The organism is Nocardioides scoriae, assembly GCF_900104965.1.
GTDB classification, from domain to species: Bacteria; Actinomycetota; Actinomycetes; order Propionibacteriales; family Nocardioidaceae; genus Marmoricola; species Marmoricola scoriae.
Genome location: NZ_LT629757.1, coordinates 1,923,526 through 1,945,608, shown reverse-complemented (window position 1 = coordinate 1,945,608; position 22,083 = coordinate 1,923,526). Strand labels below are relative to the sequence as shown.

Sequence of the window (22,083 nt, the reverse complement as noted above, 5' to 3'; positions counted from 1 at the left end):
GGTGCCCTCCTTGGCTTCCCTAGGACTGCGCGAGTGAGCTGATCTGGCCAGCGAGCCACTGGGACTGGCTGTTCATCTGGTTCAGCGCCGTCTCCATGGCGGTGAACTGACGGGTGAGGGTGGTGCGCCGCATCTCCAGCCGGGTGTCCCAGGCGGAGATGTCGCCCTGGGTCCGGGTGATGGCGGTGCCACGGCCCGTGATGGCCGAGGTGAGGGTGCCGGTGTAGCTGTCGCTGGCGCCGGCGGCCGCCTTGCGGAGGCGCTCGGCGAACCCGTCGGCGGGGGAGGCGGTGGTGCCCGCGGTGAAGGCCGCGGTGATCTTGGCGGGGTCCGCGGCGTACGCCTTGCCGAAGGCGTCGGAGTCGAGCACCAGCTTGCCCGACCGGTCCGTCTGCAGGCCGATCGAGGCCAGCGACGACCCGTCGGCCGGGTAGATGCTGTCGAGCAGGGCGTTGCGCAGGCTCCGGACGGCCGAGTCGCCCGCGAGCGGCCCGGACGTCTTGGTGCCCGCGTCGTAGTTGGTGAGGCTGTCGATGGTGGACAGCGCTGCGTTGACCTGGTCGACCAGCGCCTTGACCTTGTTCTGCATCGACGAGGTGTCGGTGGCCACCTCGACCTGGACCGTCTGGCCCACGGCCGCGGCGGTGGCGGTCAGGGTCAGGCCCGGGACCACGCCGGAGAAGGTGTTGGTCTTGGAGTGGACGGTGTCCTGGCCGATCTGGATCTCGGCGTCGGCGCCGGCGCGGACGGAGGCCGTCCCGAGGCCGTCGACCCCGGAGAGCGTGAACGACGCCCCGGCTCCCGGCTCGACGGAGGTGACCATCAGCCGCTGGGTGCCGTCGTCGAGCTTGACCGTCGTGGCCCGGACGCCGGTGCCCCCTCGGTTGAGCGCGGAGACCAGGCCGGCCAGCGTGTCGTCGTCCGGCGTGATGGTCTGGCTCTCGCCCCCGCGGGTCAGCGTCACCGGGCCGGTGACGACCGACGCGGTGGACGCGACGCTGGTGCCGAAGGTGAGCCGGTGGGTGGAGGCCAGCCGGTTGACGGTGACCTCGTAGCTCCCCGACGCGCTGCCGGTCGCGGCGGTGGCGACCAGGGCGGTGCTGGAGCTGGTCGCCGTCAGCGGCTGCCAGGCCTTGTCCGTGGTCAGGGCCTTGGCCGTGGTCGCCAGCGAGGCGATCCGGGCGTTGAGGTCCTGGAGGGTCTTGAGGTCCCGCTGCTGGGTCGAGAGGGAGGTCTTCAGCTTGGTCTGGGGGACCGCCTCGATCGACATGAACTGGTCGATGATCGTGGCCGTGTCGAGACCGCTGGCGAGACCGCCGATGGATGCGTTGGCCATCTCGGCCTCCTCTCGTGCTCACGGGGCAGGTGACGAGGGGGCGGTCCGGGCAGCGGCCCGCCCCCTCGTCACCGTGGTGGGGATCAGCGCAGCAGCTGCAGGACGCCCTGGGGGGCCTGGTTGGCCTGGGCGAGCATCGCCGTGCCGGCCTGGGACAGGATCTGCGAGCGGGTGAAGCTCATCATCTCCTGCGCCATGTCGGTGTCGCGGATCCGGCTCTCGGAGGCCGACAGGTTCTCGACGGCCACGTTGAGGTTGTTGATGGTGTGCTCGAAGCGGTTCTGCACGGCACCGAGGTTGGCGCGGGCCGTGGAGATGCTCTGGATCTGCGTGTCGATGGCGGTGATCGCCGAGCGCGACGAGGTGGCCGTCGCGAAGGAGATGCCGCCGGTGTTGGCGGTGCCGTTGGCCACGCCGGTGCCCGGAGCGGTCGTGGTGACCGTCGCGCCCGACTTGGCCGTGACGACCAGCTGCTGGTCCTGGTTGACCGTGGCCGTGAAGGACTGGGCGAACCCGGTGTCCGAGTTGAGGGCCTGGGCCACGTCGCCGGTCGACTTGTAGGTGCCCGCCGCGCCCAGCGTGACGCTGACCGAGGTGGTGCCGTCGGTGAAGGCCTGGGCCCCGGTGACGGCGGTGGGCGTGACGACGTCGAACTTCTGGCCACCACCGGTGGAGAGCGCGGAGGCCACGCCGGCCACGTTGGCGGTGTCGAAGTCGAAGGAGATCGCGTTGTCGCCGGCGGCGGCACCCGCACCCACCTGGAAGCTGAGGGTGTTGGCGGAGCCGTCGAGCAGCTTCTTGCCGTTGAAGTTCGTCGAGCCGGCGATGCGACCCAGCTCCTGCTGGAGCTGGTTGGCCTCGGTCGTGATGGCCTGACGGGCGTCGGGGCTGTTGGTGTCGTTGGCGGACTGGACAGCCAGGTCACGCATGCGCTGCAGGATCGAGTGGACCTCGGTCAGCGCACCTTCAGCGGTCTGGACGACGGAGATGCCGTCCTGGGCGTTGCGGACCGCGACCTTGAGCCCGCCGACCTGCGAGCGCAGGCCCTCGGAGATCGCGAGGCCGGCGGCGTCGTCGGCGGCCCGGTTGATCCGGAAGCCGCTCGACAGCTTCTCCAGCGACTTGGACATCTGGCCCTGGGTGACCGAGAGGTTGCGGTAGCTGTTGAAGGCGTCGGTGTTCTGGTTGATGCGAAGACCCATGATGGATTTCCTTCCTGGAAGTGAGTCACGTGCTGGAGCCCGTCCGTGGGCGCCGTACCTGGACCATCGGTTGGTCCGAGGTGGATCTGAGGGGAACGGCCGTTTTCTTTTTCGGTCAGGCCGTGGCGTCGTACGCCGCCTGCGCGGAGCCGGCGGAGACCAGGAGGTCGGCGCGGCTCGCGACGGCGGCGTAGTAGGACTCGCGGCGGCGCACGGCGCAGCCGGTGCCGGCCTCGGCCGGGGCGGCGTCGAGGGTCCGGGCGAGCGCGCCGCGCAGCAGCACCAGCGCCTCGGCGCGGATCTGGGAGACCCGCGACTCGCTGACGCCGAGCTGCTCGGCGATCTCGGCCATGGGCCGCTCGTGCAGGAAGTACTGCTCGACCACGAGCCGCTGCCGCTCGGGCAGCTCGACGACGGCCGCTCGCAGGTAGCGGAGCTGCTCCTGGTCCTCCAGGGCCTGCTCGGGGCTGGGGATGCTGCTCACCAGCAGGCCCGCGAGGTCGTGGTCCTCCGAGCCCTGGAGCGAGATGACCTGTGCGCGGGCGACGTCGTGCTCGTTGGCGGCCACCTCCTCGCTGGTGAGGCCCAGCGAGGCGGCCAGCTCCTCGGTCGAGGGGGTGCGGCCCAGGGCGGTCGCCAGGGCGCTGCGCGAGGCGTCGAGGTCGCGGGCCCGGCGGCGGACCGAGCGCGAGGCCCAGTCGACGCTCCGGAGCTCGTCGAGGATGGCGCCGCGGACGCGGACCGTGGCGTAGCCGCCGAAGGGCACGCCGCGCGAGGCGTCGAAGCTGCGGGCCGCCTGGACCAGCGCCATCAGGCCGGCGGAGTGCAGGTCCGCGGCGTCCACGTGGCTGGGCACCTTGCCCCGCACCTCGCGCACGAGGTGCGCGACCAGCGGGAGGTGCTGGCTGGCCAGGTCGTCGACGGTGGTTCCCAGGTGCGTGCTCACGAGGAGAAGCCTCAGCGGGCAGGGGTGACGAAGGTGGCGGAATCGGACGCTTGGGACGTTTGCAGCAGGCCTTTGGGACATTTGACCTAGACCGCCCCGGCTGGAACGGACTAGACCAGCGGCGTGTCGCGTCGAACTTTCTTGTCGCGAGATTTCCCCTCACGTCCCCGCGGGGGTGGCCGATGGGTAGGGAAGCACGAAGGTCGTGCGTTCGTGGAGGTGCCCGGTGGACAAGCTGTCGCAGATCCTGTGGCGCGAGCGGGAGCTCATGGAGTCGTTGCTGTTCAAGCTCGAGGTCGAACAGCTCGTCGTCAGCTCCGGCCGCACCCGGTGGTTGGCACGCTCGGCCGAGGAGGTCGAGATGGTGCTCGGCCTGCTGCGCGAGACCGAGGTCCTGCGCGCCGTCGTCTCGGACGAGGCCGCCGAGAGCGTGGGCCTGCCCCCCGACGCGAGCCTGCGCGACCTCGCCGCCGCGGCCCAGGAGCCGTGGAGCTCCATCCTCGACGACCACCGGACCGTGTTCCAGGCCCTCGGGGCCGAGATCGCTGCCCTGGCGCAGACCAACCGCGAGCTGCTCACCGCCGGGCTGCGCTCGGCGCGCGAGACCCTGCTCAGCTTTGAGAGCGCCGTCACCGGGTACGCCGCCGACGGCGCGGCCGTCGCCGCGGGCGCCTCCAGCTCCCTCGTGGACCGGAGCCTCTGACGTGGGGACCGGCTTCAGCACCCTCGGGACCGCCATGAGCGGCCTGCGCGCCAGCCGGGCCGCGCTGGACGTGGCGGCCAACAACGTCGCCAACGCCGGCACCGAGGGCTACGTGCGCCGCCGCCTCGAGACGTCCTCCGTGGGCGCGCCGGCGGTCCCGGCCCTGTGGTCGCGCTACGACGGCCAGGGGGAGGGGGTGCGTGTCGACGGCGTCCAGCGGATGACCGACGAGCTGCTCACCGCCCGGGTCCGCCGCGAGCACGGCACCCAGAGCTACCTCGACGTCCGCAGCCGGAGCCTCGGGCGCATCGAGGGCGGCCTGGCCGAGCCGGGGGAGAACGGCCTCGCCGCCGCGCTCACCGCGCTCCAGGCCTCCTGGCAGGAGGTCTCCACCTCGCCGACCTCGAGCTCGGCGCGCAGCCAGGTGCTGCAGCGCGCCGAGGCCGTGGTGCGCGGCGTGGCCGGGCAGGTCGCGGCCTTCGGCGACGAGGCGGCCGACCAGCGGGTGCGGCTCCAGGGCGACCTCGTCGAGGCCAACGGCGTCGCGGCCAACCTGGCCCAGACCAACGAGGCGATCGCGGCCGGCCACCTCGCCGGCACCGACGTCAACTCCCTGCTCGACGCCCGCGACGGGTTCGCCCGCCGGCTCGCCGAGCTGACCGGGGCCAGCACCACCATCGCCCTCGACGGCACGGCGCAGGTCTCCGTCGGCGGCACCCCCTGGGTCGCCGGCGCCAGGGCCGGCACGCTCGCGGTCACCGCCGGCATCACCCCCGCCGGGGACGCCGACGGTCGTCCCGTCGCGCTGGCCGTCACCCTGGCGGGCGCCACCACCGCGACCGGCCCCCTCGGGGGCGAGGTGGGCGGCATCACCGACGTGCTCGACCACGCCGTGCCCGACTACCTGGCCGACCTCTCGCGCCTGGTGTCCTCGCTCGCCGACAAGGTCAACGCCCAGCACCGCCAGGGCTTCGACGCCGATGGCAACGCCGGCGGCGACGTCTTCACCTACGACCCGGCCGACGTCCTGGGCAGCTTCGCCGTGGCCGTCACCGACGGCCGCAAGCTCGCGGTCTCCGCGGTGCCGGGCGGCGGGCTCGGGACCGGCAACGGCGAGGCCCTCGCCCGGACCGGGGTGTCGGCGGAGTACTCCCGCGTGCTCAGCGGGTTCGGGACGACCGTGGCCGACGCCGGGCGTCGCGCCACCGTGCAGAAGGTCGTGACCGGCCAGGCCGACACGGCCCACGACCAGCTGGCAGGAGTCAGCACCGACGAGGAGATGGTGGCCATGGTCTCGGCCCAACGGGCCTTCGAGGCGGCATCGCGGGTGATGACCGCGGTCGACTCGATGCTCGACACGCTCATCAACCGCACCGGGCTGGTGCGCTGATGGCACTCACCCGCGTCACCGAGGGGATGGTCGGCCGGCTCTCGCTCGCCGCCTCCCAGGACGGCCTGGTCAAGCTGGCCCGCCTCCAGGAGCGCCTCACCACCGGTCGGGTCCTCAACCGCCCCTCCGACTCGCCGGTCGACACCACCACGTCGCTGCGGCTGCGCGATGCTGTCGCGATGAACCAGCAGCACCAGCGCAACGCCCAGGACGCGCAGGGCTGGATGGGCACCGTCGACGCCGCCCTGGCGTCGGTCACCGAGCAGACCCGCCAGGCCCGCGACGTCGCGCTCCAGGGCGGGAGCTCGGCGGCCATGGGCCAGGCGGCGCGCGACGCGCTCGCCAGCACGGTCGACGGGCTCCGGTCCTCGCTGCTCGCCACGGCCAACACCACGCTGCTCGGCCGCCCGGTCTTCGGGGGCACGACGGCGGGCGAGGCGGCGTACGCCCAGGACGGGAGCTACGTCGGTGACGGGGGAGCGGTCCTGCGCACGGTCGGGCCCCAGGAGCAGGTCCGCGTCGACGTCGACGGCGCCAGCGTCTTCGGTGCCGCGGGCAACACGGTCTTCGACCACCTCACGGCCCTCTCGACGGCCCTGCGGGCCGGCGACGAGGCGGGGGTGCGCACCGGCATCGGTGCCCTCAACCGGGACCTCGAGCAGGTCACCACCTCGCGCGCCGAGATGGGCACCCGCCAGGCCCGCGTCGAGGCCGCCGTGTCGGCCACCGCGGCCCGCGAGCTGGACCTGCGGTCGTCGCTCTCCTCGGTCGAGGACGCCGACCTGCCCGAGACGATCATCGACCTCAAGCTCCAGGAGGCCGCGTACCAGGCGGCGCTGGGCGCCACGGCTCGTGTCCTGCAGCCCAGTCTGATGGACTACCTGCGGTGACGATCACCGCGCCACCGTCCCTGCGTTCGAGGAGCAGCATGAGCGACCTGCCGGTCATCGAGTTCGTCGAGCCCATGCTGGGGTTCCCGCAGCTGCACGACTTCGCCCTCGTCGAGCTCGACGAGGCCGGGGTGCTGTGCGCCCTGCGCTCCCTCGAGGAGCCCCAGGTGCGGTTCCTCGTGACCGCGCCGCACGCCTTCTTCCCGGGCTACGAGCCCGAGATCGACGACAGCACCGTCTCCGAGCTCGACATCACCCAGGTGGAGGAGGTGCTGCTGCTCGTGGTGGTCAACGCCGGACGCAGCCTGGCCGAGTCCAGCGCCAACCTGGTGGCGCCCGTGGTGCTCAACACCCGCACCCGGCGGGCCCGCCAGGTGATCCTCGACGACCCCTCGTTGACCATCGCTGCGCCGCTGGTGCCGGCCTGACCGCTAGCCTGGTCCCATGCTGGTCCTGAGCCGCCGCCCCGGCGAGAGCGTCACCATCGGCGACGGCATCGTGGTGACCGTGCTGGAGGTCCGCGGTGACGTCATCCGCCTGGGCGTCGACGCGCCCCGATCCATCGCCGTCCACCGCTCCGAGCTGCTGGTGCAGCTGGAGCAGAGCAACCGGGAGTCCGCGTCCCCCTCGGAGGACGTCGTCTCGCAGCTGGCCAGGGACCTGGGCGAGCGCCGCTAGTCGACGGTCGTCAGACCGGTGCGCACGGCCAGCAGCGCGGCCTGCGTGCGGCGCTCGACGCCCAGCTTGGCCAGGACGGCCGTGACGTGGTTGCGCACGGTCTTCTCCTGCAGCGTCAGCGTCTCCGCGATCTGGCGGTTGGTCAGCCCGCGGGCGAGGAGCTCCAGGATCCGCTGCTCCTGGCGGGTCAGGCGCGGCCCCGGCTCGGCAGCGGCACGGGCCTCGACCTCGGCCCCCGTCGCCTGCGCCACGATCCGCACCCGGTGCTCGGGGTCGGCGGGGGGACGCCCGTCGACCATGGAGCGCGCGGCCGCGATCAGGTGCTCGGCCGAGACGCTCTTGGAGATGAGGGCGTCGGCGCCCGCGACCCGCGAGCTCTCGAGCACCTCGGGGCTCTCCTCGGTGGTCATCACCAGCACCCGCAGCCACGGGTGGCGGACCCGCAGCCGGGAGAGCACCTCGAGCTCGTCGAGCTCGAAGGCGCGCACGCCGACCAGCGCGACGTGGGCGTGCACGTCGTCCGGCAGCTCGGCCAGCTCCGCGAACGACGAGGTCTCGCGGACCAGGTCCGTGGAGGGGTCGTCGAGCAGGACGGCAGCGACCCCACGACGGAAGATGTCGTGAGCGTCGTGGAGCACCACGCGAATCCGAGTCGTGTGCACGGAATGACCTTATCGTCCCAAGTCCACGATGTGGGCCAACCGGTGGATCGGGCCCCTGGCGGGCGATGCGAGAATGACCCGGTGAGCGATCTCATCGACACCACGGAGATGTACCTCCGCACCATCTACGAGCTCGTGGAGGAGGGCATCGTGCCGCTGCGCGCCCGCATCGCCGAGCGGCTGCACCAGAGCGGCCCCACCGTGAGCCAGACGGTCGCGCGGATGCAGCGCGACGGCCTGCTGACCGTCGAGGGTGACCGCCACCTCCAGCTCACCGACGAGGGCCACCACCTCGCCACCCGCGTGATGCGCAAGCACCGTCTCGCCGAGCGGCTGCTCACCGACGTCATCGGCCTCGACTGGGAGCTGGTGCACGAGGAGGCGTGCCGCTGGGAGCACGTGATGAGCGAGACCGTCGAGCGGCGGCTGCTCGAGCTGCTCGACCACCCCACCGAGTCGCCCTACGGCAACCCGATCCCCGGCCTGACCGAGCTGGGGCAGGCCGACGAGGGCGAGCACTTCCGCGACGGGGTGGAGCCGCTCACCAGCGTGGTCGGCCCCGAGTCGCGCCGCGTCCAGGTGCGGCGCATCAGCGAGGAGATGCAGAAGGACGAGGCCCTCATGGGGGCGCTGCGGCGTGCGGGCGCCATCCCGGGGGCCGTGGTGGCCGCCGTGGCCACCGCCGAGGGCGTGCTGCTGGGCAGCTCGGGCGAGACGGCCGAGATCGTGCCCGAGGCCGCCGAGCACATCTTCGTCACCCCCGCCTGACCCGCGTCCCGCTCACCCGGCGCGGCGACCCTCGACCGCGTCGGCCAGGGCGCTCAGCCACGGGCCGCAGCCGGTGTCGAGCTTCGCGGTCACCAGGTCGTCGCCGCGGGTCGCGCCGCGGTTGACCAGCACCACCGGCGTGCCGGTCTTCGCCGCGTGCCGCACGAAGCGCAGGCCGGACATCACCGTCAGCGACGACCCGGCGACCAGCAGCGCGTCGGCGGCGTCGACCGCGTCGTAGCAGCGGGCCACCCGGTCCTTGGGCACGTTCTCGCCGAAGAACACGACGTCGGGCTTGAGGCGGCCGCCGCACGCCTCGCAGGGGGGTACGACGAACCGACCGGTGTCCTCGAGGTCGACGTCGCCGTCGGGGCGGACCGGCGCCGCGGCGTACGTCTCGAGCCAGCCGGGGTTGAGCTCGGCCAGTCGGCGCTGCACCTGCTGGCGGGGGACCGTGAGCCGGCAGTCGAGGCAGACGACCTCGCTGATGCGCCCGTGCAGGGCGACCAGGGCCTGGTGGCCGGCGCGCTCGTGCAGGCCGTCGACGTTCTGGGTGATGAGGAACGACACCTGGCCGAGACGCTCGAGCCGGGCCAGCGCCCGGTGGCCCGCGTTGGGCTCGGCCTCGCGCATCCGCGACCAGCCCACGTGGGCGCGGGCCCAGTAGCGCTGCCGCCCGGCGTCGTCGGCGACGAACTCCTGGTAGGTCATCGGGCGCCGCACCGGCGCCCCGGGGCCGCGGTAGTCGGGGATGCCGGAGTCGGTCGAGAGCCCGGCGCCGGTCAGCACCGCCGTCCGGGCACCGAGCAGGTCGAGCAGCTCCGGGGTGGGGCCCGTCGCCGCGCCGGTCGCCGTGCCGGGCGGGACCACCGCCACCGAGGGGGCGGCCGGCTCAGCCACGGGCGTAGCGCACCTCGGCACGGCGGCGGGCCTTGGCGGCCTCCACGTCGCGGTCCTTGGGCGGTGCGGTCGTGGTCAACCCGTCGAGCAGCCGGTGGGTGGCGGCCTCGACCTCGGCCACGGCCTGCTCGAAGGCGTCGGCGTTGGCCTGCGAGGGCCGCGCCGAGCCGCTGATCTTGCGGACGTACTGCACGGCGGCGGCCCTCACCTCGTCACGGGTGGCCGGCGGCTCGAAGTTGTGCAGGGTGCGGATGTTGCGGCACATGCCCCGAGGGTACGTCGCGGGCCGGCGCCCGTCATGGGCCCGCCATGGGGCAGGATGAGCCGCCCCGCCAGCCGACCCAGGAGGCCCCGTGCCCGACGCTCGCCCCACCCGCGACCACGACCTGGTGCTGCTCGGCGCCACCGGCTTCACGGGCGAGCTGACCGCCGCCTACCTGGCCGAGCACGCCCCGGCGGACCTGCGCTGGGCGCTGGCCGGGCGCAACCGCGCCAAGCTCGAGGCCGTGCGCGACCGGCTGGCCGCGATCGACCCAGCGCTGGCCGAGCTGCCGCTGCTCCAGGCCGACAGCGGCGACGAGGGCTCGCTGCGCGCGCTCGCCCGCTCGACCCGGCTCGTCATCACGACCGTCGGTCCCTACCTGGCCCACGGCGCCCCGCTGGTGGCGGCGTGCGCGGCCGAGGGCACCGACTACGTCGACCTGACCGGCGAGCCGGAGTTCGTCGACCAGATGTACCTCGACCACCACGACGCCGCCGTCGCCTCCGGAGCCCGCCTGGTCCACGCCTGCGGCTTCGACTCGATCCCGCACGACCTCGGCGCGTGGTTCACGGTGCAGCAGCTCGGCGAGACCGAGCCGATCCGGCTGCGCGGCGTGGTCCGCTCGGTCGGCACCTTCTCCGGCGGCACCTTCCACTCCGCGCTGGGCGCGATGAGCCGGGCCAAGCAGATGCGCGAGGCCGGCAAGGCGCGCCGGGCCAAGCAGGGCCGGCCCGAGGGACGCAGCTCGCGGGCCGTCGCGGGCAAGCCGCACCGCGACTCCGTGCTCGGCCTGTGGCTGCTGCCCCTGCCGACCATCGACCCGTTCGTCGTGGCCCGGTCGGGGGCCGCGCTGGCGGCGTACGGCCCGGACTTCCGCTACAGCCACTATGCCGGCCTGAAGACGCTGCGCTACACCGCCGGTGCGGTGGTCGGCCTGGGCGCGCTCGTCGCCGCGGTGCAGGTGCCGCCGCTGCGCTCGGTGCTGGAGAAGCGGGTGCCGCAGGGCCAGGGTCCCTCGGAGTCGCGCCGCGCGACGTCGTGGTTCACCGTCGACTTCGTCGGCGAGAGCGCCGGGCGCACCGTCCGCACCCGGGTCTCGGGCGGCGACCCGGGCTACACCGAGACGGCCAAGATGCTCGCCGAGTCGGCGCTGTGCCTGCTGCTCGACGACAACCCGGAGACCTCCGGCCAGGTCACCACGGCCGAGGCGATGGCCGCGCACCTGCTGCCCCGCCTCGAGGCGGCGGGGATGAGGTTCGAGGTGGTCTGAGGGCGCCGGTGGTCGGGTAGTCCGAGACGTTCGGCATGCCGAAAGGGACGAACCACCTGCCGAACGTCTCGGACTATCCGTCCCGGACGCCTCAGACGAACAGGGTGTCCCCGATGAACCCGGTCTTGGTGCGTACGCCGGGTGGTACGGCGAACAGGCCCGAGCCGGTGTGCTGGAGGTACTCCATGAGGCCGTCCTGGCCCGAGAGCCTGGTCTGCATCGGGATGTAGTGCTGGTCGGGGTCGCGCACGAAGGCCACGAAGAACAGGCCCGCGTCGAGCCGGCCGAGCGCGTTGCTGCCGTCGGTGAAGTTGTAGCCGCGACGCAGCATCTTCACGCCGCCGTTCTGCGTGGGGTGGGCGAGGCGGACGTGGGAGTCCATCGCCACCAGCGGGCCCTCGCGGCCCTGGAGCTCGAAGTCGGGCTCGCTGAACTCCGTGCCGCCCGAGAGCGGGGCGCCCTGCTCCCGGTCGCGACCGACCAGCGTCTCCTGCTCGCGCAGGCTGGTGCGGTCCCAGGTCTCGATCTGCATGTTGATGCGGCGCGCGACCAGGTAGCTGCCGCCCGCCAGCCAGTCGGCCCCGGCGTCGTCGCCCTCGCCGACCCACACGAAGTCGGCGATGCCCGCGCGGTCCTCGGACTTGAGGTTGGCGGTGCCGTCCTTGAAGCCGAACAGGTTGCGCGGCGTGACCTGGCTGGTCGAGGTGGAGGAGGTGCGGCCGAAGCCGAGCTGGGCCCAGCGCAGCGCGACCGTGCCGAACCCGATGCGCGACAGGTTGCGGATCGCGTGCACGGCCACCTGCGGGTCGTGGGCGCAGGCCTGCACGCACAGGTCGCCGTTGCTGCGGGCCGGGTCGAGCTGGTCGGCGGGGAAGTGGGGCAGCTCGCGCAGCGCCTTCGGCTGCTTGCCGCCCAGCCCGAAGCGCGGCTTGCCGTTGCGCTCGAAGAGCGAGGGGCCGAAGCCGAAGGTGAGGGTCAGGCCCGAGGCGTCGAGGTCGAGGGCCTCGCCGGTGTCGTCCGGCGGCGCGTCGTACGACGTCGCGACGCCCTCGCCGACGGGCAGCCCCGACGTCATCGCCCGCGCGGCCGCGGTCCAGGCGCGCAGCAGCAGCACCAGGTCGTCGCGCGACTCGGTGGTGACGTCGAAGGAGGCGAAGTGGAGCCGGTCCTGCGCGGGCGTGACGATGCCGGCCTGGTGCCGCCCCGCGAAGGGGTACGTCGCCTGGCCCTCGCGGCCCGGGTCGTCCTCGGTGTGGCCGTAGGCGTAGCCGCCCACGCCTGCCGCGCCGACGGCGAGCGCGCCGGCGCCGGCGACGCCGAGGAGGCGGCGCCGGCTGACGGCCGAGGTGGCGGAGGTCGGGGTCTCGCTCACAGGGTGATGGCCCCGGTGAGCTTCGAGAGCGGCTCGGCCAGCGCGTTGACCAGGTCGGAGAGCTTCTTGCGCTCCGGGTCGGTCACGGTGTCGTAGGACACGAAGCCGTCCTTGCCCTGGCGGAAGGTGTCGAGCTCGGCCTGGAGCGCGTCGAAGGCGGTCTTGATCTTCTGCGACAGCGCGGGGTCCTTCACGTCGAGCAGCGGCTGGAGGCCCTCGTAGGCCACCCGCGCGCCGTCGACGTTGGCCTGGAAGTCAAAGAGGTCGGTGTGCGACCAGATGTCCTCCTCGCCGGTGATCTTGCCGCTGGCGACCTCGTCGAGCAGGCCCTTGGAGCCGTTGCCGATCTGGTCGACGGTGTAGTCGAGGTCCTGCACGCGCTCGTCGAGGACCTTGGTGTTGGCCAGCAGGTCCTGGCCGTACGTCGTCCGCTCGGCCTTGCTCAGCGGGGTGTAGCCGCTGGCCGGCGGCCACAGGTCCTTCTCGATCCGGTGCCAGCCGGTCCACTTCTGGCCCGGCGCCAGGTCGGCCTCGCGCAGGTCCATCTTCGGGTCGAGGTCGCCGAAGGACTCGGCCACGGTCTCGATCCGCTCCCAGTAGGTGCGGGCCACGGGGTAGAGCGCGCGGGCCTTGGCGTCGTCGCCCGCGGCGTACGCCGTGACGAAGGCGGTGGTCTGGTCGACCAGCTGCGAGGCCTGGTCCTTGACGTAGGCGGCGTACTGGGTGGTCGCCTGGTCGATGTCGGCCTGGTCGACGCCGGTGATCTTGGTGTCCGCGCCGGAGTCGGTGACGGTGAACTCCGAGCGCAGGCCCTTGCCGCTCATGCCGGGGCGGCAGGAGGCGACGTAGGTGCCGGGGGCGGCGCGGACGACGAGGTCGCGCGACAGCCCGGGGCCGACGTTCTCGATCTCGCCGACGATGCGCAGGCCGTCCTCGGCGTAGAAGTAGAACTCCGTGACCTCGTCGCCGGTGTTCTTGACGTTGAAGACCAGGTTGCCCGAGGGCGCCTTCGTGCTGGTCAGGTCGCACGCGTCGGCCGAGGAGTCGACCGTGATGGTGCCGTCGCCGGCCGCCGCGGCCTGGTCGTTGGACTCGGTGAGCGAGCAGGCGGACGTGCCGAGCAGGAGGGCTCCGGCGCAGGCGGCCACGAGGACGTGCTTCACGGGGTGGGGATCCTTTGTCTGGGCGGGGAAGGGGAGGGGACGGCGTCAGACGCCGGCGGGGCTGGCCGCGCGCGGGGCGGTGCGGCGGGGCGCGGCGGGGGTGCGCACGCGGTGCAGGAAGAAGGCCATCGTCGGGACGACGTACGCCACCCAGACGACCGCCTCGAGCCAGGTCGTGGCGGGGGAGAAGTTGAGGGTGCCCTTGAGGATCGTGCCGAGCAGGGAGGCGGGCGGGATCGCGTCGCTGACGTCGAAGGCCAAGGTGTTGAGCCCAGGCAGGATCCCGGCCTCCTGCAGGTCGTGGACGCCGTACGCCAGCACGCCGGCCGCGACGACGATGAGGATCGCGCCGGTCCAGGTGAAGAAGCGCGACAGGTTGATCCTCAGCACGCCCTTGTAGAAGGCGAAGCCCATCGCGACGGCGGTGAGGATGCCGCCGAGGGCGCCGAGCAGCGGCACCAGCTGGGACCCGCCCGAGCCGGTGGCCTGGGTCGCGGACCAGAGGAACAGCGCCGTCTCGAGGCCCTCGCGGCCGACGGCGAAGAAGGCCACGACGGCGAGGCTGGCACGGCCGGCCGAGGCGGCGTGGTCGATCTTGCCCCTGAGCTCGCCGCTCATCTCGCGCGAGTGGCGCGCCATCCAGAAGACCATCCAGGTCACGAAGCCGACGGCGACGATCGACAGGATCCCGCCGAGCGCCTCCTGGGCCTCGAAGGTGAGGCGGCGGGGACCGAAGGTGAGCAGCGCGCCGAACCCGAACGACAGGGCGACGGCGGCGCCGACGCCGGCCCAGATCCGCGGCAGCAGGTGGGACCGGCCGGACTTGACGAGGTAGGCGACCAGGATGACCACGACGAGACTCGCCTCGAGGCCTTCGCGGAGGCCGATGAGGTAGTTGCCGAGGGGGAAGGACGTCATAGCGCGGCTCCTGACAGGTAAGGCTTGCCTAATCAAGGTAGCCGGGCCGGGTCGTGCCACGCAACGCCGGTCCACCGTGCCGCACCTCACGCCGCGGGCGGGACGCCTGCGAGAAGCGCCGGAGGGGATCGCGCGTGCCCCAGGCCAGAGTCGAACTGGCGACCTTTCGCTTAGGAGGCGGCTGCTCTATCCACTGAGCTACTGGGGCGTCCGCGGCATCTTGTCACGGAGGCGTCCTGGCGCGATCTTCAGGCGCGGCACAGGTGCGCGTGCCAGAATGACCCGGCCCCGGGTGCGCCCGCCCGCAGGAGCCTGCCCGTGAACAGTGGAGGAACGCCCGTGTCCGACGTCGAGACCGTACGCCCCGAGAAGGGTCGTTCGCGTCGGCGTCGCATCCTCACGCGTGTCGCCATCGGGTTCCTGGTGCTGGCGCTGGTGGTGGTCGGCTTCCTCGTCTTCACCTACAACAAGCTCGAGAACAACATCAACGCCATCGCGCCCGACCTCGGCGACAACCGCCCGGCGCAGGTCGAGGTGGAGGGACCCGAGGAGCCGCTCAACGTCCTGGTCATGGGCTCCGACGACCGCAGCGGCACCGACATCGGCGGCGAGACGCCCGGGCTGTCCGACACCACGATGCTGCTGCACCTCTCGGCCGACCGGAGGCGCGCCTACGGCGTCAGCCTGCCGCGCGACCTGATGGTCCAGCGCCCCGCCTGCCCCGGCAAGAACGGCAAGACGATCCCCGCGGGTCTCACCCAGTTCAACGAGGCGTACGCCGACGGCGGCCCCGCCTGCACCGTGCGCACCGTCGAGGCGATCACCAAGGTGCGCATCGACCACTTCGTCGTCATCAACTTCGCCGGGTTCAAGGACATGGTCAACGCCGTCGACGGGGTCAAGGTCTGCGTGCCCAACGAGGTCAACGACACCATCGGCAACATCTACCTGCCGGCGGGCACCTACAAGGTCAACGGCAACCAGGCGCTCGACTACGTGCGCGTGCGCCACGGCCTCGGACTGGAGAACGGCGACATCGGCCGGATGAAGCGCCAGCAGGCCTTCATCGCCGCCATGGTGGCCAAGGTCGTCAGCCGCGGCACCCTGGCCAACCCGCTGCGCCTCTACCGCTTCCTCGACGCCGCCACCAGCTCGCTGACCACCGACCGCGGCTTCGCCAAGCTGCGCGAGCTCGTCTCGCTCGGCACCTCGCTGCAGGACATCGGCCTGGACAACATCGCCTTCGTGACGGTGCCCAACGAGGAGTACCAGCCCGACCCCAACCGGCTCCAGCTGGCGCCCGAGGCCACCGGCCTGTGGCGCAAGATCCGCTTCGACAAGGCGCTGGGCAGCTACGGCGCCGACGCGCTCGTCCCGGGCCGCAAGCCCGGCGAGCTGCCGACCGACGGCGCCTCCGGCTCGCCGTCCGCGTCGCCGTCCGGCTCGGCGTCCGCCTCGCCCAGCCCCACGACCACCCCCGACCAGGCGGCCGCGCGCGCCGCCGCCGAGGCCGCCCGCAAGCAGGCCGCCGAGGACGCCGGGCTCTGCGCCTGACCCTCGCCCGACGAGGCGCCGCCGGGGGTGACCCCGGGGGCCTGGAGCCGGCGCGGCGTACACTCGAGGGGATGGGAGTACCCACGAACGCCTCGCCCGACACCGCCGCGTCGAGTTGCCGTCACCGGATCGTTATCGGATCATGTCGGCCGTGAGGATCGTTCTGACCGGCGGCACCGGCGTGATCGGGCGGGCTGCCGTGCCGTCGCTGCTGGCGGCCGGGCACGACGTCCGGCTCGTCACCCGCTCGGCGCGCGCCGACGCCGTCGCCCACCAGCTGGGCGTGCGCTCCGTGCGCGGCAACGTGCTCGACCTCGACAGCCTCGAGGCCGCCTTCGCCGGGGCCGACGCGGTGGTCAACCTGGCCAGCCACGTGCCCGTGGGCCACAGCGCCTTCCTCGCCAGCGCCTGGCGGCGCCAGGACCTGCTGCGGACCGCGGGGGTGCGCCACGTGGTCGAGGCGGCCCGCCGCGCCGGCGTACGACGGGTGGTGCAGGAGGGCGCGAGCTACCTCTACGCCGACCAGGGCGACGACTGGATCACCGAGCAGAGCCCGCTGGAGATCACGGCCATGACCGAGCCCGCCGCGGTGGGGGAGTCGCTGGTCCAGGACTTCAGCTGCGGCTCGCGCACCGGGGTCGTGCTGCGCTTCGGCACGATCGTCGGCGACGACCCGCAGACCCGCTACTGGCTGCGCGCCGTGCAGGCCGGACGCCGCATCGGCATGGGCCACCCCGAGGGCTGGTCGCACGTCGTGCACACCGACGACCTGGGCGAGATCGTGCGCTGCGCGCTGCACGCCCCCAGCGGCGTCTACAACGTCGGGGCCGAGCCGGTGCAGCGCCACGAGCTGGTGCAGGGGTACGCCGACGCGATGGGCGTGGAGTCCCGCTCCTTCATCGGCCCGGTCGGCCGGTGGTGGATCGGCCCGCGCTTCGAGCCGCAGGCGCGCTCCCTGCGGGTGTGCTCCGACCACTTCGCCTCGATGACGGGCTACCAGCCGCACCGCCCGAAGTTCGACGCGGGCTGGTTGGACGCCGCCCTGCAGCGATGCACCAGCGCGAGCCACTGACCGCCGCGGAGCGCGAGGCGCGACGCCGCCGGCTGGCCGAGGTGTTCGGCGACGTGCTGCCCGAGCAGACCCGTGACGACCGGGTCGAGGTGGAGCGCACCGAGACCGCCGAGGACCGGCTGCGTCGCGACGTGCCCCCGCACCACGGCCCGGTGGGCTGAGCCGACCGGACCGCGGGCGGGCCGGTCAGACCGAGCTGGTGCCGCCGGGAGGGGTGCCGGGGCGCGTCGAGCCGCCGGCCGCGGTGGCCTGGGCGGCCAGCAGGTCGCGGATCTCCTCGAGCAGGGCGATGTCGGCCGGGGTGCCGGGGGCCTCGGCGGGGAAGTACTTCTCCTTCGCCTTGGTGTAGGGCAGCACCACGAAGAAGTAGACGATCGCGGCCAGCAACACGAAGGAGATCACGGCGTTGAGGAAGGCGCCGAAGCTGTTGGCGGTGTTCTCGAAGTACTTCGACGCCGTGTCGGGCAGCAGGGCCGTCAGCCAGTTGGTGAACGTCGTCACGACGGCCCCGAAGGCCGAGCCGATGATGACCGCGACCGCGAGGTCGATCAGGTTGCCGCGCAGGATGAAGTTCTTGAAGCCGTTCATGTCGCTGGGCTCTCCGTTCCGAGGGCGGGGGGGCGCGGGATCGGCCCGCGCACGAGGCTAGTCCCTCCAGACGGGGATGAGAATCGACGTCGCCGCGCGTGCCGCGACGTCGGCGGCCTCCCCGTCGGGCACGGCGACCACCACCAGTCGTCCCGAACCGCCCGCCACCCCGCCGAGACCTGCGGAGGCCCGCGGCACGGCGACCACCGGCACGTCCTCGACGAGCAGCTGCGGCTCGCCCCGGCCGTCGGGGTCGGCGACCACGAAGCTGACCCGGTCGCCGACGCGCAGCAGCGAGACGACCTCGCCGTCGGTCACGCGCAGCGGCACGGCGGTGCTCCCGGGGTAGCCGCGCAGCAGACCGCGGCGCACGACACGCAGGGTGGTGACCGTCTCGCCCCGCGCCACCGGGGCCGCCAGCACCCGCCCCACGACCTCGCGCGGGTCGGTGACCGCGTCGTCGGGCACCGCCTCGGGCGGCAGCTCGCGGGGCGCGAGGTCCGACCCGGTCAGCACCACCCCGCCCGGCAGCGCGCGTCCCGCCGTCCACACCGCCACGGTCGGCGCAGGTGGCGGCGAGGCCACCTCGAACCCGACCAGCACCGCCGCCGCGGCGCACAGCGCTGCCAGCGACCGCCGGTGCAGCAGGACCCGCCGGCGGAGCCGGCGCAGGGGAGCGAGCAGGCGGGCGAGGGTCATGGCCGCGACGCTAGGCGGCCGCCGCGATCCGTGCGTCGCGTCGTCCACAGGCCCTTCGAGACAGGACTCCGTCCTTCCTCAGGGACCGAGGGGCGTCAGGCCGGCTTGGAGTCGCTGCTGCTCGAGGTCGAGGCGGTCGAGGAGCTGCTGCTGCCCGAGTCCGAGGAGGACGAGGTGGACGACGTGGAGCCGGAGTCCTGGGCGGCGGGCTTGGAGGGGGTGCTCGACCCGGTGCCGCCCTTGGACTCGCTGCGGCTGTCGTTGCGGTAGAAGCCGGAGCCCTTGAACACCACGCCGACGGCGTTGAAGACCTTGCGGAGCTTGCCCTCGCACACGGGGCAGACGGTCAGGGAGTCGTCGGAGAAGCTCTGCACCACCTCGAAGAAGTGGCCGCATTCGGTGCAGGAGTACTGGTACGTGGGCACGGCTGGATCCTCCGGGGAAGTCACACGGACAAGGGGTCGGCACTCGTCGACGTCGCGGCCAGATGCTACGGCACAATGCTCCGAGTGACGTCCCCGAGCCGCCCGGCCAGCACCGTCGCGACGTTCCGGGGCTGGCCCGGGTGGGCACGCGCCACGACGTACGCCGTCGCCGCCCTGGTGCTGCTCGTCGTGGTCGCCCTGGTGGCCACCCTGGCGATGCTGCGACGCCCGCTGCCGCAGACCGAGGGCACCCTCACCGTGCCCGGTCTGTCCGCCGACGTCGAGGTGCTGCGCGACGACCACGGCGTCCCCCAGGTGTACGCCGACGAGCCCGGCGACCTCTTCCTCGCCCAGGGGTTCGTGCAGGCGCAGGACCGGTTCTACGAGATGGACGTGCGTCGCCACGTCACCGCCGGCCGGCTCGCCGAGCTGGTGGGGGAGCGGGCGGTCGAGTCCGACCTGGTGGTGCGGACGCTGGGCTGGCGCCGCGTGGCCGCGCAGGAGTACGACCTGCTGGCGCCCAGCACCCGCAGCTACCTGCAGTCCTACAGCGACGGGGTCAACGCGTGGCTGCGCGGCCGTCCCACCACCCAGCTGTCCGCGGAGTACACCGCGCTGGCGCTGGGCGGGCTCGACTACCAGCCCGAGCGGTGGACGCCGATCGACTCGCTGGCCTGGCTCAAGGCGATGGCGTGGGACCTGCGCGGCAACATGCAGGACGAGATCGCCCGCACCCGCCTGGCCGTGAACCGCACGCCGGAGCAGGTCGACGAGCTGTGGCCGCGCTACGACTACGACCGGGCGCCGATCCTGCCCGACGAGGACGTCCCGCCCGCCCGCCCGGCGCCGCGGGTGGCCCCCGGAGCCGGCGGCGGGGGCGACGGGAGCCGTGCCGCGGCCCTCGACGCGGTCGCCGCGAGCCTGGAGCAGGTTCCTCACCTGCTCGGCACAGGTGACGGCCTGGGCTCCGACAGCTGGGTGCTCTCGGGCGAGCACACCGTGACCGGCCAGCCGCTGCTGGCCAACGACCCCCACCTCGGGGTCTCGCTGCCCGGGGTCTGGACCCAGGTGGGGCTGCACTGTCGCACCGTCGACGAGAGCTGCCCCTTCGACGTCTCGGGCTTCAGCTTCGCCGGCATGCCCGGGGTGGTGATCGGCCACAACCGCGACATCGCCTGGGGGCTGACCAACCTCGACCCCGACGTGAGCGACCTCTTCCTCGAGAAGCTCGAGGGCCGCACCTACCAGTACGGCGACCAGCAGCTCCCCCTCACCGAGCGCGACGAGACCATCCGCGTGGCGGGCGGCACGCCCCGGCTGTTCACGGTGCGCTCCACGCGCCACGGCCCGCTGCTCTCCGACGTCTCGGCCGAGCTGTCCAGCGTGGGCGCCAACGCCCAGGTCGGGCCGGAGGCCCCCGAGCGCGGCAACGGGTACGCCGTCGCGCTGGCCTGGACGGCGCTGACCCCGCGCCCCACCGCCGACGCGATCTTCGCCCTCGACCGGGCCGCCGACTGGACGCAGTTCCGCGCGGCGGCCGAGTCCTTCGCGGTGCCGAGCCAGAACCTGGTGTACGCCGACCGGCAGGGCAACATCGGCTACCAGGCGCCGGGCGCGATCCCGATCCGCAAGGGCGGGCGCGACGGCCGCTACCCGGCCGCCGGCTGGGACCCCGCCGACGACTGGACCGGGCGCACCATCCCCTTCGACCGGCTGCCGAGCCGGCTCAACCCCGCCGAGGGGTTCGTCGTGGCGGCCAACCAGGCGGTCACCGGGCCGTCGTACCCCTTCCTGCTGACCGACGAGCCCGACCACGGCTACCGCAGCGAGCGGATCCGCCGGCTGCTGACCGCGCGTCTCGCCGACGACGCCCGGCTCGACGTCCGCGACCTCGAGGCGGTGCAGCGCGACACCCGCCACCCGATGGCGCCGGTGCTGGTGCCCTACCTGATGCGCCAGCTGATGACCTCGCAGTACGACGCCGACGGCCAGCGCCTGCTCCTCGACTGGGACGGCCGCCAGGAGGCCGGGTCGGCGGCGGCCGCCTACTTCAACGTGGTCTGGCGCACCGTGCTGGAGGAGACCTTCCACGACGACCTCCCCGAGGCGCAGTGGCCCGACGGTGGGCAGCGCTGGGTGGCCGTGGTGTCCAACCTGCTGCGCCAGCCCGACAGCCCCTGGTGGGACGACTCCCGCACGGAGGGCGTCATCGAGGACCGCGACATGGTGCTCGCCGCGTCGCTGCGCGCGGCCCGCGACGAGATCACCCGCCGCGAGTCGGTGCGGCCCGAGGACTGGAGCTGGGGCCGGCTGCACCGCCTCGACCTCGAGAACGCCACCGTCGGCCAGAGTGGCTTCGCCCCGCTGCGGTGGCTGTTCAACCGCGGGCCGTGGGCGGTCGGCGGGGGCGGCACCAGCGTGGACTCGACCGCGTGGGACGCCGCCGAGGGGTACGACGTCACCACCGCGCCGTCGATGCGGATGGTGGTCGACCTCGCCGACCTCGACGACTCCCGCTGGGTGACCCTGGGCGGCGCCTCGGGCCACGCGGCGTCCTCCCACTACACCGACCAGGTCGACCTGCTGGTCGAGGGCCGCTCGCTGGCCTGGCCGTTCAGCCGCGACGCCGTCGAGGCCGCGACCTCGGACCGGCTGGTGCTACGCCCCTCCGGCGGCGAGGGGTAGCCGCACCACGCCCTCGTCGGTGACGACCGCGTCGACGGACAGGTCGTGGGGCTCGGCGGGCACGGCGTCGAGCAGCTCGCCGCGGTGGAGCAGCACGCAGCGCAGGGTGCCGGCCGGGACCCGGGCCAGCGCCCGGTCGTAGGAGCCGCCGCCGCGGCCCATCCGGGTGCCGTCGCGCCCGACCGCCAGCCCGGGCACGAGCACGACGTCGGCGCCGGCGACCGCGTCCGGCCCCAGGGCGGCGGTGCCCGGCTCGAGCAGGCCGCGCCGGGCCGAGCGCAGGTCGCCGGACCCGGCGTACGGCGCCCAGTCGAGGTCGCCGTCGGGCTGCAGCAGGGGCAGCAGCACCCGGACCCCGCGGTCGTGGAGCCGGTCGAGCAGGGGACCGGTGCCGGGCTCGTGGCCCACCGAGACGTACGCCGCGACGGTCGCCGCGCGGCGTACCTCGGGGAGGTCGAGGAGGTGGTCGGCGCTGGCCCGGGCGCGCTCGCCCAGCTCCAGCAGCCCGATCCGGCGCCTCCCGGCGAGCAGCTGGTCGCGCAGGGCGAGCTTGGCCGCCTTCACGGTCCCTGTGTGGTCGAGCACCAGGTGAGCCTACGA

At 73.3% G+C, this 22,083-nt stretch carries 24 protein-coding genes and 1 tRNA gene; 11 read left to right on the top strand and 14 right to left on the bottom strand.

What is annotated here, in order from left to right:
* Positions 1-19: 19 nt before the first annotated feature.
* The 3 genes from fliD to BLU55_RS09240 all read right to left on the bottom strand — a co-directional run bounded on the left by fliD (position 20) and on the right by BLU55_RS09240 (position 3,484).
* Positions 20-1,336, bottom strand: a complete 1,317-nt coding sequence (fliD, locus tag BLU55_RS09250) for a flagellar filament capping protein FliD (RefSeq protein WP_091728753.1) — start codon at positions 1,334-1,336, stop codon at positions 20-22.
* 83 nt (positions 1,337-1,419) lie between these two features.
* Entirely contained in the window at positions 1,420-2,538 is a 1,119-nt protein-coding gene (locus BLU55_RS20025) for a flagellin N-terminal helical domain-containing protein (RefSeq protein ID WP_091728750.1), read from the bottom strand.
* Positions 2,539-2,653: 115 nt separating this feature from the next.
* Positions 2,654-3,484, bottom strand: a complete 831-nt coding sequence (locus BLU55_RS09240; RefSeq protein ID WP_231917129.1) for a sigma-70 family RNA polymerase sigma factor — start codon at positions 3,482-3,484, stop codon at positions 2,654-2,656.
* Between the two features lie 226 nt (positions 3,485-3,710).
* On the opposite strand from BLU55_RS09240, the gene BLU55_RS09235 reads away from it, so the two are divergent.
* Genes BLU55_RS09235 through csrA form a run of 5 tightly spaced genes read left to right on the top strand, consistent with a single transcriptional unit; the run spans position 3,711 to position 7,145 of the window.
* The gene (locus BLU55_RS09235) at positions 3,711-4,187 is read left to right on the top strand and encodes a flagellar protein FlgN (RefSeq protein WP_091728745.1); all 477 of its coding nucleotides are present in this window, start codon (positions 3,711-3,713) and stop codon (positions 4,185-4,187) included.
* 1 nt (position 4,188) lies between these two features.
* Positions 4,189-5,577: a flagellar hook-associated protein FlgK gene (gene flgK, locus BLU55_RS09230; RefSeq protein ID WP_091728742.1), complete on the top strand. Its 1,389-nt coding sequence runs from the start codon at positions 4,189-4,191 to the stop codon at positions 5,575-5,577.
* Positions 5,577-6,467 carry a flagellin N-terminal helical domain-containing protein gene (locus BLU55_RS09225; RefSeq protein ID WP_091728739.1) on the top strand — a complete coding sequence of 297 codons (891 nt, stop codon included), beginning with the start codon at positions 5,577-5,579 and terminating at the stop codon, positions 6,465-6,467. Before flgK ends, BLU55_RS09225 begins: the two co-directional genes overlap by 1 nt.
* 38 nt (positions 6,468-6,505) lie before the next feature.
* Positions 6,506-6,895 carry a flagellar assembly protein FliW gene (fliW, locus tag BLU55_RS09220; protein WP_091728736.1) on the top strand — a complete coding sequence of 130 codons (390 nt, stop codon included), beginning with the start codon at positions 6,506-6,508 and terminating at the stop codon, positions 6,893-6,895.
* A gap of 16 nt (positions 6,896-6,911) precedes the next feature.
* On the top strand, positions 6,912-7,145 hold the full coding sequence (gene csrA, locus BLU55_RS09215; RefSeq protein ID WP_091728733.1) for a carbon storage regulator CsrA: 234 nt from the start codon (positions 6,912-6,914) through the stop codon (positions 7,143-7,145).
* Here csrA and BLU55_RS09210 read toward each other — a convergent pair.
* Positions 7,142-7,783: a LuxR C-terminal-related transcriptional regulator gene (locus BLU55_RS09210; protein ID WP_172833892.1), complete on the bottom strand. Its 642-nt coding sequence runs from the start codon at positions 7,781-7,783 to the stop codon at positions 7,142-7,144. The two genes, csrA and BLU55_RS09210, sit on opposite strands and share 4 nt — an antisense overlap.
* Before the next feature lie 105 nt (positions 7,784-7,888).
* Here BLU55_RS09210 and BLU55_RS09205 point away from each other — a divergent pair, with 105 nt between their 5' ends.
* Entirely contained in the window at positions 7,889-8,575 is a 687-nt protein-coding gene (locus tag BLU55_RS09205; RefSeq protein WP_091728727.1) for a metal-dependent transcriptional regulator, read from the top strand.
* 12 nt (positions 8,576-8,587) lie between these two features.
* Here the strand turns inward: BLU55_RS09205 and BLU55_RS09200 are convergent, their stop codons facing one another.
* On the bottom strand, positions 8,588-9,475 hold the full coding sequence (locus BLU55_RS09200) for an NAD-dependent protein deacetylase (protein WP_231917128.1): 888 nt from the start codon (positions 9,473-9,475) through the stop codon (positions 8,588-8,590).
* Positions 9,468-9,740 carry a DUF2277 domain-containing protein gene (locus tag BLU55_RS09195; protein ID WP_091728724.1) on the bottom strand — a complete coding sequence of 91 codons (273 nt, stop codon included), beginning with the start codon at positions 9,738-9,740 and terminating at the stop codon, positions 9,468-9,470. Before BLU55_RS09195 ends, BLU55_RS09200 begins: the two co-directional genes overlap by 8 nt.
* A gap of 88 nt (positions 9,741-9,828) precedes the next feature.
* On the opposite strand from BLU55_RS09195, the gene BLU55_RS09190 reads away from it, so the two are divergent.
* The gene (locus BLU55_RS09190; protein ID WP_091728721.1) at positions 9,829-11,007 is read left to right on the top strand and encodes a saccharopine dehydrogenase family protein; all 1,179 of its coding nucleotides are present in this window, start codon (positions 9,829-9,831) and stop codon (positions 11,005-11,007) included.
* Between the two features lie 91 nt (positions 11,008-11,098).
* Here the strand turns inward: BLU55_RS09190 and efeB are convergent, their stop codons facing one another.
* The 4 genes from efeB to BLU55_RS09170 form a co-directional block, all read right to left on the bottom strand.
* Positions 11,099-12,379: an iron uptake transporter deferrochelatase/peroxidase subunit gene (gene efeB / locus BLU55_RS09185; protein WP_091728718.1), complete on the bottom strand. Its 1,281-nt coding sequence runs from the start codon at positions 12,377-12,379 to the stop codon at positions 11,099-11,101.
* Positions 12,376-13,542: an iron uptake system protein EfeO gene (gene efeO, locus BLU55_RS09180; RefSeq protein WP_091728715.1), complete on the bottom strand. Its 1,167-nt coding sequence runs from the start codon at positions 13,540-13,542 to the stop codon at positions 12,376-12,378. Before efeO ends, efeB begins: the two co-directional genes overlap by 4 nt.
* Positions 13,543-13,587: 45 nt before the next feature.
* Positions 13,588-14,460, bottom strand: coding sequence for an iron uptake transporter permease EfeU (gene efeU / locus BLU55_RS09175; RefSeq protein ID WP_091728712.1), 873 nt, complete (start codon positions 14,458-14,460; stop codon positions 13,588-13,590).
* A 135-nt stretch (positions 14,461-14,595) separates the two neighbouring features.
* Positions 14,596-14,668, bottom strand: a tRNA-Arg gene (locus tag BLU55_RS09170).
* Between the two features lie 131 nt (positions 14,669-14,799).
* Here BLU55_RS09170 and BLU55_RS09165 point away from each other — a divergent pair.
* From BLU55_RS09165 to BLU55_RS09155, 3 genes are all read left to right on the top strand, one after another.
* Positions 14,800-16,014, top strand: coding sequence for an LCP family protein (locus BLU55_RS09165; protein WP_091728709.1), 1,215 nt, complete (start codon positions 14,800-14,802; stop codon positions 16,012-16,014).
* A 151-nt stretch (positions 16,015-16,165) separates the two neighbouring features.
* Positions 16,166-17,086: an NAD-dependent epimerase/dehydratase family protein gene (locus tag BLU55_RS09160; RefSeq protein WP_172833891.1), complete on the top strand. Its 921-nt coding sequence runs from the start codon at positions 16,166-16,168 to the stop codon at positions 17,084-17,086.
* Positions 17,065-17,247: a hypothetical protein gene (locus BLU55_RS09155; protein ID WP_091728703.1), complete on the top strand. Its 183-nt coding sequence runs from the start codon at positions 17,065-17,067 to the stop codon at positions 17,245-17,247. Before BLU55_RS09160 ends, BLU55_RS09155 begins: the two co-directional genes overlap by 22 nt.
* A 25-nt stretch (positions 17,248-17,272) precedes the next feature.
* On the opposite strand, the gene BLU55_RS09150 is transcribed toward BLU55_RS09155, so the two are convergent.
* From BLU55_RS09150 to BLU55_RS09140, 3 genes are all read right to left on the bottom strand, one after another.
* Positions 17,273-17,674, bottom strand: a complete 402-nt coding sequence (locus tag BLU55_RS09150) for an MscL family protein (RefSeq protein WP_091728701.1) — start codon at positions 17,672-17,674, stop codon at positions 17,273-17,275.
* Between the two features lie 57 nt (positions 17,675-17,731).
* On the bottom strand, positions 17,732-18,373 hold the full coding sequence (locus BLU55_RS09145) for an SAF domain-containing protein (protein WP_091728697.1): 642 nt from the start codon (positions 18,371-18,373) through the stop codon (positions 17,732-17,734).
* 95 nt (positions 18,374-18,468) lie between these two features.
* A complete protein-coding gene (locus BLU55_RS09140; protein WP_091728694.1) occupies positions 18,469-18,798 on the bottom strand; it encodes an FmdB family zinc ribbon protein in 330 nt (109 codons plus the stop codon).
* Between the two features lie 84 nt (positions 18,799-18,882).
* Between BLU55_RS09140 and BLU55_RS09135 the strand changes: the two genes are divergently transcribed.
* Positions 18,883-21,483: a penicillin acylase family protein gene (locus BLU55_RS09135; protein ID WP_231917127.1), complete on the top strand. Its 2,601-nt coding sequence runs from the start codon at positions 18,883-18,885 to the stop codon at positions 21,481-21,483.
* On the opposite strand, the gene BLU55_RS09130 is transcribed toward BLU55_RS09135, so the two are convergent.
* Positions 21,457-22,068, bottom strand: coding sequence for a 5-formyltetrahydrofolate cyclo-ligase (locus BLU55_RS09130; RefSeq protein WP_231917126.1), 612 nt, complete (start codon positions 22,066-22,068; stop codon positions 21,457-21,459). The genes BLU55_RS09135 and BLU55_RS09130 overlap by 27 nt on opposite strands.
* Positions 22,069-22,083 lie beyond the last annotated feature (15 nt).

Excerpts from the sequence above, each read along its gene's own strand:
- csrA (WP_091728733.1), top strand. The coding sequence starts at position 6,912 with ATGCTGGTCCTGAGCCGCCGCCCCGGCGAGAGCGTCACCATCGGCGAC.
- BLU55_RS20025 (WP_091728750.1), bottom strand. The coding sequence starts at position 2,538 with ATGGGTCTTCGCATCAACCAGAACACCGACGCCTTCAACAGCTACCGC.
- BLU55_RS09145 (WP_091728697.1), bottom strand. The coding sequence starts at position 18,373 with ATGACCCTCGCCCGCCTGCTCGCTCCCCTGCGCCGGCTCCGCCGGCGG.
- fliD (WP_091728753.1), bottom strand. The coding sequence starts at position 1,336 with ATGGCCAACGCATCCATCGGCGGTCTCGCCAGCGGTCTCGACACGGCC.
- BLU55_RS09225 (WP_091728739.1), top strand. The coding sequence starts at position 5,577 with ATGGCACTCACCCGCGTCACCGAGGGGATGGTCGGCCGGCTCTCGCTC.
- fliW (WP_091728736.1), top strand. The coding sequence starts at position 6,506 with ATGAGCGACCTGCCGGTCATCGAGTTCGTCGAGCCCATGCTGGGGTTC.
- BLU55_RS09155 (WP_091728703.1), top strand. The coding sequence starts at position 17,065 with ATGCACCAGCGCGAGCCACTGACCGCCGCGGAGCGCGAGGCGCGACGC.
- efeU (WP_091728712.1), bottom strand. The coding sequence starts at position 14,460 with ATGACGTCCTTCCCCCTCGGCAACTACCTCATCGGCCTCCGCGAAGGC.
- BLU55_RS09150 (WP_091728701.1), bottom strand. The coding sequence starts at position 17,674 with ATGAACGGCTTCAAGAACTTCATCCTGCGCGGCAACCTGATCGACCTC.
- BLU55_RS09195 (WP_091728724.1), bottom strand. The coding sequence starts at position 9,740 with ATGTGCCGCAACATCCGCACCCTGCACAACTTCGAGCCGCCGGCCACC.